This window comes from Mycobacterium sp. FW102-FHT13B02 (genome assembly GCF_058790275.1).
In genome coordinates, this window is sequence record NZ_JBYTCM010000017.1 from 83,475 (window position 1) to 99,414 (window position 15,940).

At 67.2% G+C, this 15,940-nt stretch carries 11 protein-coding genes; 8 read left to right on the forward strand and 3 right to left on the reverse strand.

What is annotated here, in order from left to right; genetic code table 11:
• Nucleotides 1-878: 878 nt before the first annotated feature.
• The 3 genes from AC3WTE_RS23955 to eccD form a co-directional block, all read right to left on the reverse strand.
• Nucleotides 879-1,373, reverse strand: coding sequence for a hypothetical protein (locus tag AC3WTE_RS23955; RefSeq protein ID WP_492441505.1), 495 nt, complete (start codon nt 1,371-1,373; stop codon nt 879-881).
• Between the two features lie 290 nt (nt 1,374-1,663).
• Complete coding sequence (gene mycP / locus AC3WTE_RS23960; protein WP_492441507.1) at nt 1,664-2,974, reverse strand: type VII secretion-associated serine protease mycosin; 1,311 nt, start codon at nt 2,972-2,974, stop codon at nt 1,664-1,666.
• Complete coding sequence (gene eccD / locus AC3WTE_RS23965; RefSeq protein WP_492441509.1) at nt 2,971-4,236, reverse strand: type VII secretion integral membrane protein EccD; 1,266 nt, start codon at nt 4,234-4,236, stop codon at nt 2,971-2,973. The genes mycP and eccD overlap by 4 nt, the downstream gene beginning before the upstream one ends.
• Nucleotides 4,237-4,345: 109 nt before the next feature.
• Between eccD and eccCb the strand changes: the two genes are divergently transcribed.
• The 8 genes from eccCb (at nt 4,346) to AC3WTE_RS24005 (ending at nt 15,937) form a co-directional block, all read left to right on the forward strand.
• Complete coding sequence (eccCb, locus tag AC3WTE_RS23970; RefSeq protein ID WP_492441511.1) at nt 4,346-7,894, forward strand: type VII secretion protein EccCb; 3,549 nt, start codon at nt 4,346-4,348, stop codon at nt 7,892-7,894.
• Nucleotides 7,891-9,021 carry a type VII secretion-associated protein gene (locus tag AC3WTE_RS23975; RefSeq protein WP_492441514.1) on the forward strand — a complete coding sequence of 377 codons (1,131 nt, stop codon included), beginning with the start codon at nt 7,891-7,893 and terminating at the stop codon, nt 9,019-9,021. The genes eccCb and AC3WTE_RS23975 overlap by 4 nt, the downstream gene beginning before the upstream one ends.
• Before the next feature lie 74 nt (nt 9,022-9,095).
• On the forward strand, nt 9,096-9,419 hold the full coding sequence (locus AC3WTE_RS23980) for a WXG100 family type VII secretion target (RefSeq protein ID WP_492441515.1): 324 nt from the start codon (nt 9,096-9,098) through the stop codon (nt 9,417-9,419).
• A 13-nt stretch (nt 9,420-9,432) separates the two neighbouring features.
• Complete coding sequence (locus AC3WTE_RS23985; RefSeq protein ID WP_138232125.1) at nt 9,433-9,729, forward strand: WXG100 family type VII secretion target; 297 nt, start codon at nt 9,433-9,435, stop codon at nt 9,727-9,729.
• A 162-nt stretch (nt 9,730-9,891) separates the two neighbouring features.
• Nucleotides 9,892-11,184, forward strand: a complete 1,293-nt coding sequence (locus AC3WTE_RS23990) for a GAF domain-containing protein (protein WP_492441518.1) — start codon at nt 9,892-9,894, stop codon at nt 11,182-11,184.
• 112 nt (nt 11,185-11,296) lie between these two features.
• Complete coding sequence (gene adh, locus AC3WTE_RS23995; protein WP_492441520.1) at nt 11,297-12,820, forward strand: aldehyde dehydrogenase; 1,524 nt, start codon at nt 11,297-11,299, stop codon at nt 12,818-12,820.
• Between the two features lie 265 nt (nt 12,821-13,085).
• Nucleotides 13,086-14,531 carry an ethanolamine permease gene (gene eat / locus AC3WTE_RS24000; protein ID WP_492441522.1) on the forward strand — a complete coding sequence of 482 codons (1,446 nt, stop codon included), beginning with the start codon at nt 13,086-13,088 and terminating at the stop codon, nt 14,529-14,531.
• Nucleotides 14,528-15,937, forward strand: a complete 1,410-nt coding sequence (locus AC3WTE_RS24005) for an ethanolamine ammonia-lyase subunit EutB (RefSeq protein ID WP_492441524.1) — start codon at nt 14,528-14,530, stop codon at nt 15,935-15,937. The genes eat and AC3WTE_RS24005 overlap by 4 nt, the downstream gene beginning before the upstream one ends.
• The last annotated feature ends 3 nt before the right edge of the window (nt 15,938-15,940 follow it).

The window sequence follows — 15,940 nt, forward strand, 5'->3', positions numbered from 1 at the left end:
GAGTCGGCGGATACGTAGTGCGGCATAGCGGACGCGCAGGGCGGAAACCACCGTGCTGATCAGCAGTGTATTCAGTGCGCCGGCGTCGAGGTAGCGGGCGCCGTAGTAGAAGCTGATCCCTAGCAGCAGACTGACTATGCCGCGGCGTAGTTCACTTAGGCCGGCGGTGGATGGGGTGCCGATATGCGGCCTGGGGGCGACTGCGGGGATCGCGCCGGTCCGCCCCCAACCGCCGCGATGCCGCTCGACGAAGTACCGCAGTCAGCGCGACGGTATGTCGCATACTGACACCGGCGTTCCATCTGACGCGACACCGTGGGCCACGACCTCCGCATCGCAACCGGTTGGCTGAGCGTGTGCTTGACCCCCAATGTCGACGGTCGAGCGTGGCCCGTCATTTTGACCGCTGGTGCGCCGACCTAGCTCCGCTGCGGGCGCCCTACTGGCGGCGGCATCACGATGCAAGTAGTCGGTGACCCACACCGTCGTCGTGTAGGTCTGGGTCTCGGTGGTCCAGGTCTCCGTGGTGTACGTGTACGTCACCGTGACATAAGTCGTATAGGTCATTGTGTCGTCAGCCAGCCACGGCCCGTCAGCCCTTGCCCCACCGGCGGACTGCAGCCCGTGCACACCCAACAACGAAAGCACAGCAACCGCAACCGCACTCACCGCGATCCGGGCGACCCGCAGAGTCCTTGCACCCCTACTCGTGTGCGCCCCGACCCCTGCGGGGCCCAGACGATCGTGGCCACCGTCGAAGCACACCGGCGAATGCAGTTGGCCCACCGGCTGATCCGCTTTCCGGCCCCGAAGCCACGTTGCGCTGAGGCCGATATCCGACCACCCCATGGATTTCACCCCCGACGGTTTGGTTTGACCTAGAAGCCCTCGGCGTCATATGCAGACACCCACCAGTTGAACAACGGTATGAGGTCCGGTCCCCACGCTTGTCCGAGCATCAGGTCGGAGTTGCTTGCCCAAACAATGTCGGCATCGTCAGTGGCGATCGCATGACCGCAATCCAATCCGCCAGCAGTACGCGTGTTGTGCCACGATCCCTTATTCGCCGACCCGGGGCATTGCAGACTCACGCGGTTCTTGTAGGTATTGACCTTCCAGAAATATTCCGTCAGCGAATCAACGTCAGGGAATCGGAAGAAGTACGATTCCGAGGCGCCACCCGGCAAAGAGTTCTGCGAGCAATGCAACCCAGCAACCGCAGACGGCGGGGGCTTGAACCGCACGCACGCTTCAGCCGAATATCCCGGCGGGAGCGCTCGATAGAGCAGACTGTATGCGTCTGCTGTCGCGACCGACCCGAGACCGACGGCGGTCGCGGCGGCACCCACCACGTAAACCAATGCCGCACGCATCAGTCGAAGCATCGCGAATCAACCCCTAATTGCGCCATGTGCCGAGTTCGGCCGCGTCTATACCTCTCAGTCTTGGCGCTTCGAAGCCAAAACTGGAAGGGACTTAGGTCACCATCGGCGAGCCCGATAGCCCGGTCACCTTCATATGTGTTTGTCACGCCGCGGTCGACACCGCCGCCGACCCTACGTCGCACGACGACGCGTTTCGTTCTGGACCATCGGGATTTGGTGGAAGGATAAGAAATCGAAACAAGTTGTGCGATCGCCAAACCAACCAATTGTCTGCCCACCTAGCGTCGTGATCGCCGGCGACCGGTCGCTGCAATGGCCGCCACCGCGATGCAGATGGCGGTGCCGAGGAACGCGATGCGCCGCGATGGTCGACGATCCGGACCGGCCGCGGGTGCTGCTTGTGCGGCAGCCACCCGCGCCGGGGCGGGTGCCGGTCCGCCGCCGCTCAACGCGGCCAGCGGATCGACCACCCCGTGTCCGACCTGAGCGTTCCAGCCGTCCGCAGGGTGATGGGCGGTGTCCTCGATGCGGGCCATCACCTGCCGGGCGGACAGCTGTGGTGACCGCGAACGGACCAGTGCGACAACACCACTGATGACGGGTGCGGCGTAGCTGGTCCCGGACAGTGGTCGACCGTCGGGCCGGCTGTCGACCAATCCGTCGCCCTGTGTGCTCAGCGAGACCACCGTCTCGCCGGGCGCGGCGATGTCGACCCAGGGGCCGGCCAGGCTGAATGGTGATGGCGCTCCGCTCGGGCCGACGGATCCGACCGTGAGCACGTAGTCGTCGTACCAGGCGGGGCTGACCACGCTGTGCACGGTGTCCCAGTCCGGCGTTCCCGGCCGTTTGGGATCGGATAGTGGATTCTGTTGTGCGCATTCGCCGTTGGTGTTGCCGGCCGCGGCGACGACGACAACATTGCGCACATCGACCGCATAGGCCAGAGCGGCACCCAACGACCGGTCGTCGATCGGATCGGCGGCGGGCATGCAGGCAACGGACGAAATGTTGATGACGGTGGCGCCCGCGTCGGCGGCCGAGCGGACCGCGCGGGCGAGCGTCTCGACATCGCCGACACCGGACAGCTCGTGGTCGTCGGTGAGACGAAATTTGTTGCTGGACTGGCGAATCGCCAGGATGGCGGCTTCGGGTGCCACGCCACGGAAGGCGCCGGGCGTGGTGTCCGCGGCGGTGGCGCCGATCAGGCCGGCGATCGCCGTACCGTGGCCGTCGCAGTCCTGCGTGCCGTCACCCGACGAGACGTAGTCACCGCCTGCGACCAGATGCGGCAGCAATCGGTGCCGCCCCACGCCGGTATCGATCACCGCCACCGTTTGCCCGCCGCCGCGGGAAAGTGGCCACACCGCACCAAGATCGAGCATGTCGAGCTGGTGCGCGGGACGGTCGTCAGCCGGCTTTGCCGTCGAGCACCGGTCGGACTGTTCGGTTCTGCCGGGCGGCATCGGTGCTGCGGGTACGGGAAGTTGTCCATGGTCAATGGGCTGGGGAGCGATAGCGTGGGCGCACGGCGCCGCTGTCGTCATCACCACCGTCAGTGCGATCGCGACGGCCTGATGCATGCCGGTCATCCGCCGCGTACCAGACTGAAGATGTCTGCGGCCCACAGCGCACACGGCGGCACCGCGACCAGTGCTGCGCATTCGAGATACCTGAGGCGCTGGGCTGCCGGGGCGCTGACGTGCCCGATACGTTGGATACCCACCGCGATTGCCACGACGGCACCGCCGAGCCAGGCTGCCCAGGCGGGAAACGCCATGGCAGTGACGGCCAGAGCCGCAGTGGTGCACACCATTCCCGCGATCAGGATGCTCCACCGGCGGAGCGGAAGCCGATACGACGGGGTACGCAGCGCAACCGCGGCGGCCACCACCCAGCTGAACACCAACGTCGCGGTGGTGGGCCGGTCGACGGCGGCCAGCGCCACCAAGACCGCGCCGACTGCCGCGGCCGCAGCCGCACCCATCGCCGCCGCCGTGAGCACCCGATGTGCCAACTCGATGCGCTGAGCATCGCCGTCGACGACTTGCGCCGACTGTGGCGTGAGCCCCGCGACGGTGACAGCGCACCGCGGGGCGGCCGACAGGACCACCAAGGCCAGCGCGGTGGCGGCAGTCGCGGTACCGGTCGGCGGAAGCGACCAGATGCTCGCCACCGCCGACGCCATGATGATCGGCACCGAGAATGCCGCGGCCGCAACGGATATGCCGTGCGCACCGATCCGTAGCAGGACGAGGGCAGCCGCGAACATCGCCGCGGACCCGAGCAGTACGTTCGGAGCGGCCGGGCTGCCCGGTACAGCCGAGAATCCGGCCGCGAAGGCGAGCACGACGACGGCCGCGGGCCAGTGCGCACGACCCGACCACCACGACACCGTCAGCGCGGCCAGCACGCTCCCACCGCTGACGGCGGCTGCTGTGGTGTGGTCGCCGTGCGTGGCGGACCAGATCAGGGTCATGGCAGCGACGGTCACGGCCCACAGTCCGAGTGCTGGGCCGACGAGAGGACGGGTCGGATCAGGAGCGGACTGGCTTGCAGCCATCATCTCCACGTGCTTGCGCCGTATGCCGAGTTCCGGGATGGTCCCGCGCAGCAGCTGCAGCACGTCACCGTCGTGAACGCCGTTTTGCCGCAGCGACAATGACCCGTCGATCGGACCGCCGACGGCTCGATCCAGGCACCAACCCACACCGCCCGGCGATTGCGGCTGAGCCAGTGCCACGATGTCGGGTAGTAGCGAGTCCACGGCGGTACCCGCCGGCAGGATCAGATCAGTGATCTCGTCGGCCGTCTCGCCATCGGACCGGACTGAAAGGCGAACAGATTCGGACATCGCACCCCCCGGATCGATATGCCCGCTCTCACGCTAACCGCACTTCGGCCCCCTGCCCGACACGAAAATCGATGGAACCGAACGGTGTCCGGGTACGTCAGATAGTTCGATGGAATTCACCAGAGTCGAGCGATCTCCGGCGGCCCCACCGGCGGAGGGAGACATCGCGGTCCGTGCGGCACCACCGGTGCCGCGATTGGCGGCCGGCAACGTCGCTACCCGCGTCGCACCGGTACTGATGCTGTTGGCGATGGCCGGGATGATGGTGTTCTACTTCCGGTCGGGTTCGGCGAGCGGCCGGAATCCGATGTTCCTGCTGTTCCCGGCGATGATGGTGCTGTCCCTGGTCGGCAGCACCGTCCTCGGGTCGCGCGGTGCGCGCCGGGCGGGCGAGATCGACGCCGACCGCCGTGAATACCTGGTGTACCTCGACGCGATTGGTGAGTGCGCGGGCCGAACCGCGACTGAGCAGCACCGCAGGCTGCATCAGAACCATCCGCCGCCGGACGCGCTGTGGACTCTCGCCGGCACTGAGCGGATGTGGCAACGGCGTTGGCGCGACGACGATTTCACCGAGATTCGCGTCGGGCTCGGCGAGCGTCCGCTCTCCACCGCGCTGGTCCCGTCGCCGGCCGCCGGTGACGGTGCGGCCGACCCGCTGACGACCTCGGCACTCGACCGGTTGCTGCGGACCGCCGCCATCGTGCCCGAGGTTCCCGCGACCGTCGTCGTGAACCGGTTTCGGCGCATCGACGTCGGCGGCGACGATCCCGGGGGAGTGGTCCGCGCCATGGTGTGTCAGCTTGCGTCGTGGCATGGACCCGATGAGGTGAGGATTGCCGCGGTCACCGCGTCGGCGGAATGGGACTGGCTGAAATGGCTACCGCACCATTACCGCTCGGGTGTCCTCGGCGGAACGCCACTGCGTTTCGCCGATGTCGGCTCGGTGACCGCGATCGCCCGATGCCACCTGGTCGTGCTCACGGATGCCGCAGCGGTGACCGGGTTCGAGGACACGGCCGGGGTGACGCTGTTAGTGGTCGGCCAACCGGGTTCGGCGTCGACTCTGCCGTCATGCTCGACCGCGGATTCCCTCACGCTCACACAGGCGCAGACGTGCGCGCGGAGGCTGGCGCGCTACCGCTTGGCCGGCAGCACGGACGTGTCACGGTGCCAACATGATTGGGTTCCCCGGTGGTCGGACCGTCCGGGGCGACACCGGTTGCGCGTGCCGATCGGCACCGATGACGCCGGCGCGCCGGTCGAATTGGACCTCAAAGAACCGGCCGAGCACGGCATGGGTCCACACGGCTTGTGCATCGGCGCAACGGGTTCCGGAAAGTCCGAGTTCTTGCGAACTCTGACGTTGGGTCTGATCAGTGCCCACTCGCCGGACGAGCTGAACTTGATCCTGGTTGACTTCAAGGGTGGTGCAACGTTTCTCGGTTTCGAGAAAGCCAACCACGTCGCAGCCGTCATCACCAATCTGGCGCAGGAAGCACATCTGGTCGCCCGGATGCACGACGCCCTCGCCGGCGAGCTGACCCGGCGTCAAGGGCTGTTGCGGGCGGCCGGGAACTTGTCGGGCATCAGCGACTACCGGCGGGCCCGCGCGGCCGGTGCGGACCTGCCCCCGCTACCCGCCTTGTTCATCGTGGTCGACGAATTCTCCGAACTCCTGAGCCAGCACCCGGATTTCGCGGAGCTGTTCGTCGCGATCGGGCGCCTCGGGCGATCACTCGGTATCCATCTGCTGCTGGCGAGCCAGCGACTGGACGAAGGTCGCCTACGCGGCTTGGACACGCACCTGTCGTACCGGGTCTGCCTCAAGACTTTCTCGGCGGCAGAGTCCCGGGTGGTCATCGGGGTCACCGACGCGCATGAGTTGCCGGGAACCCCGGGCGCCGGACTGTTGCGGACCGCAGGCGGAAACCTGGTGCGGTTTCACACCGAATTCGTGTCGGGGCCGGTCCCACCTAGCCATCGCGACGATCCGGTGCCGAGCCTGTTCACCGTCGGGGCACCAACGGCGCTGCCAGAACAGCCGGCCGGCCCGACCCTCATGGACACGACCTTGGGCCGGCTGACCGGTCTCGGTACGAAAGCTCATCGGGTCTGGTTGCCACCCCTGGCCGGTTCACCCGTATTGCCCGACTTGCTCGCGGCCTGTCCGGACAGCGGTCCACTGCGTGCGCCGATCGGGTTGGTGGACAACCCCTTCCAGCAGCGGCGCGACCAGCTGGTCGTCGACCTCAATGGGTCCGGTGGGCATGTGGCTGTCGTCGGCGGCCCACGCTCAGGAAAATCGGTCGCGTTGCAGACGTTGTTGCTGGGGCTCGCTGCATCAACACGGCAGCTCAGCATCTACGGCCTCGATCTGGGGGACGGCGCTCTGACCGCGTTGCGTCGGTGTCCTCCGGTCGGCACCGTCGCCGGCCGGCATGAGCCGGAGTTGGTGCGGCGCATCGTGTCTCAACTGTTCGCTCTGTGCCGCCGCCGTCAGGAGTTTCGGCAGCAGCATGGGCCGCAGGTGCCGTTTCCGGACGACTATGGCGAGGTCATCCTGGCGGTCGACGGCTGGGCGGTGTTGCGCCGCGAGTTCGACGCACTCGAGGACACCGTCACTGCGATGGTGGCGCAAGGACTCTCGGTCGGTGTCCACGTCGTGCTCACCGCCAATCGGTGGGCTGAGTTACGGCCCATGCTGAAAGACCACGTCGGCACCCGGATCGAGTTGCGGCTCGGTGACCCGACGGAGTCCGAGATGGATCGTCGCCGCGCCCAGTTGCTCACCACGTGCCCGCCCGGCCGCGGCCTCACCAAGGACGGCAAGGAGTTCGTGGTCGCGCTGCCGCAGCTCGACCGGGTCGCGACACTTTCCTCGGTCCCCGCGCCCATGATCGAACTGCTACCACCGCATGTGGATTACGCCGAGCTGGTCTCGACGTCCGATGCGCCACCACCTCTGCGGTACGTCATCGGTGTTTCGGAGGAGGAGCTCCAACCGTTCGTTGTGGATCTTGCCGGCGATCCGCATCTGGTGGTGTTCGGCGACGCGGGTAGCGGTAAGACGTCCGTGCTGCGGACCTTGTGCCGCGCAATCATCGGGCAGACCGATCCCCATCGGGCTCGCCTGCTGATCGTCGACTTCCGGCGGACGTTGTTGGGCGTGGTGCCGCCGCCCCATCTGTGCGGCTATGCGATGTCGACCCTCACCACCGCGGCGGAGCTCACCGAGGCGCTGTCGCTGCTCACCTCACGGCTGCCGGGATCCGGCGTCACCCAACGGCAACTCCGCGACCGGTCCTGGTGGTCTGGCCCCGACATCCACGTCATCGTCGATGATTACGACCTCGTAGCGGGTGCCGCGGGAAATCCGTTGAGCCCCTTGCTCGACCTGCTTCCGCACGCATCGGACATCGGCCTTCACGTGGTGGTCGCGCGGCGCTCCGGCGGTGCCGCGCGCGCCATGTTCGATCCGCTGCTGTCGCGGATGCGGGACCTCGGCGCAGTGGGCATCGTCATGAGCACCAGTCCCGAGGAAGGGCCGCTGTTCGGGACCGCGCGGCCGATGACGCTGCCACCCGGCCGGGCGGTCGTCGTGCGCCGCGGTCAGCCCGATCAGCTGGTCCAGTTCGGCTGGACCGACCCGCCATGACAGCTGTGGTGGTCGGCCCGGCAACCATCCGCGGACCGGGGAGCATTGGTGCCGAGCTGGTTTCGTCCGCGCTGGAATGCATCGACGAGCAGCTGGGTCTGCTCGACACGACCGTCCTGCCCGCCGAACGCATCTGGCGCGAGGCGATGAGCGCGGCCATCGGTGCCGTAGCGGCGGTCACGGTGGTGTGCCCGACATGGTGGTCAGCGGCGAGGGTCAACCGGGTGCGATCGGCTGCACAGTCCGGCGGATCACACGTCGTCTTCGAGCCTCGGACCGATGCACTGCGCGCGGTTGTCGGCGACGCCGATTGCCCGGTGGTCGAATTGGGGGAGGACCTCGTCACCATCACTCGGCCGGGAACGGCGTCGTGCGTCGTGCGAAGAACCGGTGGCGCCATCGCAGAAGCCGTCGTTGCCCGGGTCGCGGCGGATTCCCACGTGGTGATCGACGCGCCGATCGATATTGCGGGTGCCGAGCACCTCGCCGCCGAAATCCGAGCGTTGCTGCACTATCGCGGTGTCAGGGCACAGATTCTGTGTTGCGACGACCTGCTAGACGCTGGGGTGTCGACAGTAGCCACACAGCGATCAGCGTGGGGACGCGCAGCGATTGGCGCCGCGGCGGCCGTTGCCGTCGTCGGTGCGGTGGGAGTGGGCCTGTCCAATCGGGACGGCCCCGCCGCGGCGGCCGTCGTGCCCGCGGATCCAGACCTCACGTGGCTGGTGGAAGGCCGCGTCGCGATGCAGATCCCGGCCCGCTGGGTCGTAGAGCGGACGCTCGCGGGCGCGGGATCGGCTCGGTTGCAGATCATTTCGCCCGACGATCGCGGTCAGATCATCCACCTCACCCAATCGGTGGTACCCCGAGATCAGACGCTGGACGTGGCGGCGCGGTCCCTGCGGGACGCCGCGGCGAGGCTGCCGGACGGCGTCATCGTCGGCTTCGAGGACTCCGCTAGCAGTGCCGGACGCGCGGCCATCCGGTACCGCGAGGTGCGGGGCGGGCGGATGGTCGACTGGTCGGTGCTGCTCGACGGCCCGGTGCGGATCGCCGTGGGGTGCCAGGGTACGTCCGTCCAGCCGGCCTGTGACTCCGCGATTCGTTCGGCGCGCAGAACCGATTGAAAAAACCTGGCCCGCAATGGAACCGAACGGCTTCGGGAAACGTCTAAACAATCAAACCCAATGGAGAGGAAATCATGACAGCTCCCGAAAGTGGCACTCTCACTACGGATTTCGACCTGATGACGGGCATCGCGGGAAAGGTGGAGGTCCGCAACGAGGAGATCCGGGCCATGCTCGGCAACTTCATCGGTCAGATGACGGCCATCCCGCCGACAGTGTGGGGTGGCGTCGCGGCGACCCGATTCCAGGACGTGGTCAACCGGTGGAATGGCGAGTCGATGAAACTGCATGCCTCGCTCCAGCGCATCGCCGAGACCATCCGGTCCAATGCCGCAGTACTGAGCCAGGCTGCCGATACCCACGCCCAGCGCATCGGCGCCACCGGCCACACGATCTGACGGGACCAGGCATATGCAATCGGCGCTGTCCTACCACTTCGGCGAGATCGAATTCACCGTCCGCCAACAAATCCATGCCACGTCGGCGCGGATGAACACGTCATTGGAAGAACTCCGGCACTTGGTCGCGCCTCTGCAGCAGTCGTGGACCCGCGAGGCGGCCGAGGCGTTCCAGGCCGAGCAGGCCCGCTGGAACCAGTCGGCGGCCGCCCTCAACGAGATCCTGCACAGTCTCGGCAACGCGGTTCGCGATGGTGCAGACGACGTCGCGGCGACCGACCGTCGCGCCGCCGGCGACTGGGTTTTCTGACCCACCGAAAGCCCTGTGTGGTCCTGCCCTTGGAGGAGAGCCGGGGGCAGGACCACACAGTCGCCGTTGCGGTCAAGGACCCAAGTTGTGTCCTGGAACACCCAGGTCGACTACCCTGGCGGCACGCGGGTGCGTATCCGACCTGCGAGGAGTGTGAGTGTCGTGGGAACCAGCCGCACCGAGGGGTCGCCGGCCGGCTCGACGCTGCGCGCGGTACACCAGCGGTTCGTCACCGGTGAAATCGACGTGCAGCACCTGGATCCGTCGGCGGTCCGGCCCATCATCGCCGACAGCTGGCGCCGCAGCCTGGCCACCGGGGTGGACCCGGACCTCGGTGGCGCGCAGTTCGGGCCCGTCGTACCGAAGACCCTGGACCAGCTTCGCGCCGAACAACCCATCGCGGCCGCATTGCCGGTGATCCGCAAGCTGCTGGTCGAAGATGCCAAGGACAGCGGCGTCATGGTGGCGGTGGCCGCGGCCGACGGCACCTTGCTCTGGGTGGAAGGCGACGAGACAGCTCTGAGCAAGGGCGAGGCCATGAACTTCGTGCCGGGCGCCAACTGGAGCGAGCGCAGCGCCGGGACCAACGCCCCAGGCACCGCGCTGGCCCTGGACCGCGAACTGCAGATCCACGGCTCGGAGCACTTCGCCCGCCTGGTGCAGCCGTGGACCTGCACGGCGGTGCCGGTGCACGACCCGTTGACAGGCGAACTCATCGGCTGCGTCGACCTGACCGGCGACAGCCAGATCGCCTCCGCGCAGACCTTGAGTCTGGTGCGCGCCACGGTGATGGCCATCGAGAATCATCTGGCTCTGCAACGGCTGCTGCAACCTGCCTCCGCTGCGGCGGCGGCACCGCGCCTGACGGTGCTGGGCGGCGACCGTCCGCGCTGGGTGGCCACCGGCGACGACGGGCAACCCCACCGGCACTCGCTCAGCGGGCGGCATGCCGACATCCTGGTCCTGCTGAGCCGTCATCCCGAGGGGCTGAGCGCCGACCATCTCGCAATGTTGTTGGACGACAACGACCTTGACGCGGTGACCATCCGCGTCGAGATGTCCCGGCTGCGCCGCGTCATCGGTGCGCAGTACGTGGCGTCGCGCCCGTACCGGCTGCTCACCCCGGTAGAGAGCGACGTCGCCGACGTCTTCGCCGCGCTGCACCGCGGCGACGTCGACACGGCACTGTCCCATTACTCGGGTGCGCTGCTGCCGCAGTCGGTATCGCCGGCCATCGCCCGGTTGCGCACTGAACTGGGGGAGAGTCTGCGTACGGCAGTGCTGTCCGCGTCCGCGGCGGGACAGGTCGGCCTGCTGCGCCGGTGGCTGGCGCTGCCCGACGGTCGCGACGACCGGCACGGCTGGCAGTTGCTGCGCAACCACCCCTCGGCCGACGCCGTGGTGCGGGCACAAGCCGTCGGACACCTGGCGGGACTCGACGCCGACCTCGGCTGATCCGAGCTCGCTTCCAGCGCGTTCAACGATGCAACTGTGTTGCAACCCACTTCTGCGTACCGTGAGTGACCAGCAGCACACTTGTGTTTGACCCACTGCGAGGAGTGAACCCATGACTGTTTACGCGCGTCCCGGTGCCGACGGTTCGGTGATGACCTACCCGGCCCGCTACGACAACTTCATCGGCGGCGAATGGGTGGCACCGGCTGCCGGACGCTACTTCGAGAACCGGACCCCGGTGACGGGTGAGGTGTTCATCGAGATTGCCCGCTCGGACGAATCCGACATCGAGAAGGCGCTGGACGCCGCGCACGCCGCCGCCCCCGCCTGGGGCAAGACCGCCCCGGCCGCCCGAGCCCGCGTGCTCAACCTGATCGCCGACCGCATGGAGCAGAACCTCGAGGCCATCGCGGTCGCCGAGTCCTGGGACAACGGCAAGCCGGTCCGCGAGACCCTGAACGCCGACATCCCGCTGGCCATCGACCACTTCCGCTACTTCGCGGGCGTGCTGCGGGCCCAGGAAGGCTCGATCTCCGAGATCGACGACGACACCGTCGCCTACCACTTCCACGAGCCGCTCGGCGTCGTCGGCCAGATCATCCCGTGGAACTTCCCGATCCTGATGGCCGTCTGGAAGCTGGCCCCCGCGCTGGCCGCCGGCAACGCCATCGTGCTCAAGCCCGCCGAGCAGACCCCGGCCTCGATCATGTTCCTGTTCTCGCTCATCGGCGACCTGCTGCCGCCGGGTGTGGTCAACGTGGTCAACGGTTTTGGCGTCGAGGCCGGCAAGCCGCTGGCGTCGAGCAACCGCATCGCCAAGATCGCCTTCACCGGTGAGACCACCACGGGCCGGCTGATCATGCAGTACGCCAGCCAGAACCTCATCCCGGTCACCCTGGAACTGGGCGGCAAGAGCCCGAATATCTTCTTCAGCGACATCATGGCCGCCGAGGACGACTTCCAGGACAAGGCGCTCGAAGGCTTCACGATGTTCGCGCTGAACCAGGGTGAGGTCTGCACCTGCCCGTCGCGCAGCCTTATCCAGGCCGACATCTTCGACGAATTCCTGGCGCTGGCCGCCATCCGTACCAAGGCCGTCCGCCAGGGCGACCCGCTGGACACCGAGACCATGATCGGCGCGCAGGCCTCCAACGACCAGCTGGAGAAAATCCTGTCCTACATCGAGATCGGCAAATCCGAAGGCGCACAGCTGATCACCGGTGGCGAGCGGGCTGAGCTGGGTGGTGACCTCAACGGCGGCTACTACGTCACGCCGACCATCTTCTCCGGCAACAACGGCATGCGGATCTTCCAGGAGGAGATCTTCGGGCCGGTGCTGTCGGTGACCTCGTTCAAGGACTACGACGACGCCATCTCCATCGCCAACAACACCCTGTACGGCCTGGGTGCCGGCGTCTGGTCGCGCAACGGCAACGTCGCCTACCGGGCGGGCCGGGACATCAAGGCCGGCCGCGTGTGGACCAACTGCTACCACATGTACCCCGCGCACGCCGCGTTCGGCGGCTACAAGCAGTCCGGCATCGGCCGGGAGAACCACAAGATGATGCTGGACCACTACCAGCAGACGAAGAACCTGCTCGTCTCGTACTCGACGAAGGCCCAGGGGTTCTTCTGACGAGCGCTTGCGCGAGGAAACGAGCACTCTGATGAACGCTCGCGCCAGGAAACGAAGCGCGTAGCTCCCACGAACTGCGAGCGCCCGCGTAACCCCCGAATACGCGGGCGCTCGCTTCCATTCCTCGGTCGACGCTGTCCAAAAGCGTTCGGCGACAAAATGATCACGGCCGGCACTGGACAACTGTCGGAGCACGCCGCTGTTCACCGTTCCCGTCGCTGTGCTCGCCCGCAGCATCAGCCATCCCATTTTCAGGAGTCCGGCAGTGTCCATCACCAACCCACCCAGTGAGCATTCCGCTCACGGCGTCGAAGAGCACGACGAGAGCAACGAATACCTGGCGAAGCGTCAGCTGAAGAAGGGCACGGCCGGCTGGCTGCTGCTCGCCGGCCTCGGTGTCAGCTACGTCGTGTCCGGGGACTACTCCGGCTGGAATTTCGGTCTGGCACAAGGCGGTTTCGGCGGCCTCGCCATCGCCGCCGTGATCATCGCCGGCATGTACCTGGCCCTGGTGCTGGGCATGGCCGAGCTGTCCTCGGCGCTGCCCGCCGCCGGCGGCGGTTACACCTTCGCCCGCCGAGCGCTGGGCCCCTGGGGCGGGTTCGCCACCGGCACCGCGATCCTGATCGAATACTCGATCGCGCCGGCCGCTATCGCGACTTTCATCGGCGCCTACGTGGAATCGTTGGGACTCTTCGGGATTCACAACGGCTGGTGGGTGTATCTCGCCGCCTACGCGTTCTTCATCGGTATCCACCTGTCCGGTGTCGGTGAGGCGCTCAAGGTGATGTTCGTGATCACCGCCATCGCGCTGCTGGGCCTGGTGATCTTCGCGATCTGTGCCATCGGGCAGTTCGACGTCGCCAACCTGACCACCATCGCCGTCGACAACAGCGCGGCGGGATCGTCCGCAATCCTGCCGCACGGCTACCTCGGCATCTGGGCCGCCATCCCGTTCGCCATCTGGTTCTTCCTCGCCATCGAAGGCGTGCCGCTGGCCGCCGAGGAAACCGCCAACCCGGAGAAGAACGTTCCGCGCGGCATCATCGCGGCGATGACGGTCCTGCTGGTCACCTGCGCCGTCGTACTGTTCCTCACCACGGGTGTCGGTGGGGCGCAACAGATGTCAGGCTCGGGCAACCCGCTCGTCGAGGCTCTCGGTTCCGGTTTCGGCGCCAAGCTGGTCAACTACATCGGTCTGGCCGGCCTCATCGCAAGCTTCTTCTCGATCATCTACGCCTACTCACGCCAGCTGTTCGCACTGTCCCGGGCGGGCTACCTGCCCACGCAGCTCTCGGTGACCAACTCCCGCAAGGCGCCGACGCTGGCGCTCATCGTCCCCGGCGTCATCGGCTTCCTGTTGTCGCTGACCGGCAAGGGCGACCTGCTGCTGAACATGGCCGTCTTCGGTGCCGCGGTGAGCTACGTCCTGATGATGGTCAGCCACATCGTGCTGCGCCGTCGCGAGCCGAACATGCCGCGGCCCTACCGCACCCCGGGCGGCATCGCGACCACGTCGTTCGCCCTCGTCGTCGCCGTCGTCGCGGTCATCGCCACCTTCCTGGTGAACCCGGTCGCTGCGGGCCTGTGCCTCGTGGTGTTCTGCGCCTTCATGCTCTACTTCGCGGTCTACAGCCGGCACCGTTTGGTGGCAAACTCTCCTGATGAAGAGTTCGCGATGCTTGCAGAAGCCGAGGATGAGCTGAAATGAAGTACCACCAGCGGCTTTCGGGGGTGAATTACACCTTCGACGGACTTGTGGACTTGATGGCCAAGGCCACGCCGCTGCGCTCCGGTGATGAACTCGCCGGGTGCGCGGCCCACAACGATGCCGAGCGGGCCGCCGCGGCATGGGCGCTGGCCGAGCTTCCGCTGGATACCTTCCTCAATGACGCGGTGGTGCCGTACGAGACCGACGAGGTCACCCGCCTGATCATGGATTCCCATGACCAGCAAGCATTTTCGGAAATCTCCCATCTCACCGTGGGAGCCTTCCGGGACTGGCTGCTGGACACGGTGGCGGGCGACGACGCCGCCACCCGGATCGCCGCGGTCGCACCCGGCATCACGCCGGAGATGGCGGCAGCGGTCTCGAAGATCATGCGGAACCAGGACCTGATCGCGGTCACCGCGGCCACCCAGGTGCATGCGGCCTTCCGCAGCACCATCGGGCTGCCGGGCACCCTGGCCACCCGGCTGCAGCCCAACCACCCGACCGACGATCCGCGCGGCATCGCCGCCGCCGTGCTCGACGGACTCCTGATGGGTTGCGGCGATGCCGTCATCGGCATCAACCCCGCCACCGATTCACCGCAGGCCACCGCCGATCTGTTGCACCTGCTGGACAACATCCGCAGCCGCTATGACATCCCGGCGCAGTCCTGCGTGCTGTCCCACATCACCACGACCATCGGCCTCATCGAGGCCGGCGCTCCGGTCGACCTGGTGTTCCAGTCGGTGGCCGGCACCGAAGGCGCCAACAGGGCCTTCGGGGTCGACATGGCGCTGCTGCGCGAAGGGAATGAGGCCGGCCGGTCCCTGAACCGCGGCACGGTCGGCAACAACGTCATGTACCTGGAGACCGGGCAGGGCTCGGCGCTCAGCTCAGGTGCCCATCTCGGCACCGGCGGCCGGCCCGTCGATCAGCAGACCCTGGAAGCCCGCGCCTACGGCGTCGCCCGCGCATTGGACCCGCTGCTGGTCAACACCGTCGTCGGCTTCATCGGCCCGGAGTACCTCTACGACGGCCGGCAGATCATCCGGGCCGGGCTCGAAGATCACTTCTGCGGCAAGCTGCTCGGCCTGCCCATGGGCGTCGACGTCTGTTACACCAACCACGCCGAAGCCGACCAGAACGACATGGACACCCTGCTCACGCTGCTGGCCGCTGCAGGTTGTGCGTTCGTCATCACAGTCCCCGGCGCCGACGACGTCATGCTCGGCTACCAGAGCCTGTCGTTCCACGACGTCGTGGCGGTACGTCGCACCCTCGGGCTGCGGCCGGCCCCCGAGTTCGAGGCCTGGCTCAAGAAGGTCGGGATGACCGACGACGCCGGCAAGCTCACCAAGTTCGATCTGCAGCGCTCGGCGCTGCGTGCGCTCACCGCGGCGGGATAGACG

Excerpts from the sequence above, each read along its gene's own strand:
- AC3WTE_RS23980 (WP_492441515.1), top strand. The coding sequence starts at position 9,096 with ATGACAGCTCCCGAAAGTGGCACTCTCACTACGGATTTCGACCTGATG.
- mycP (WP_492441507.1), bottom strand. The coding sequence starts at position 2,974 with ATGACCGGCATGCATCAGGCCGTCGCGATCGCACTGACGGTGGTGATG.
- adh (WP_492441520.1), top strand. The coding sequence starts at position 11,297 with ATGACTGTTTACGCGCGTCCCGGTGCCGACGGTTCGGTGATGACCTAC.
- AC3WTE_RS23985 (WP_138232125.1), top strand. The coding sequence starts at position 9,433 with ATGCAATCGGCGCTGTCCTACCACTTCGGCGAGATCGAATTCACCGTC.
- AC3WTE_RS23955 (WP_492441505.1), bottom strand. The coding sequence starts at position 1,373 with ATGCGTGCGGCATTGGTTTACGTGGTGGGTGCCGCCGCGACCGCCGTC.
- AC3WTE_RS23975 (WP_492441514.1), top strand. The coding sequence starts at position 7,891 with ATGACAGCTGTGGTGGTCGGCCCGGCAACCATCCGCGGACCGGGGAGC.
- eccCb (WP_492441511.1), top strand. The coding sequence starts at position 4,346 with ATGGAATTCACCAGAGTCGAGCGATCTCCGGCGGCCCCACCGGCGGAG.
- AC3WTE_RS24005 (WP_492441524.1), top strand. The coding sequence starts at position 14,528 with ATGAAGTACCACCAGCGGCTTTCGGGGGTGAATTACACCTTCGACGGA.
- eccD (WP_492441509.1), bottom strand. The coding sequence starts at position 4,236 with ATGTCCGAATCTGTTCGCCTTTCAGTCCGGTCCGATGGCGAGACGGCC.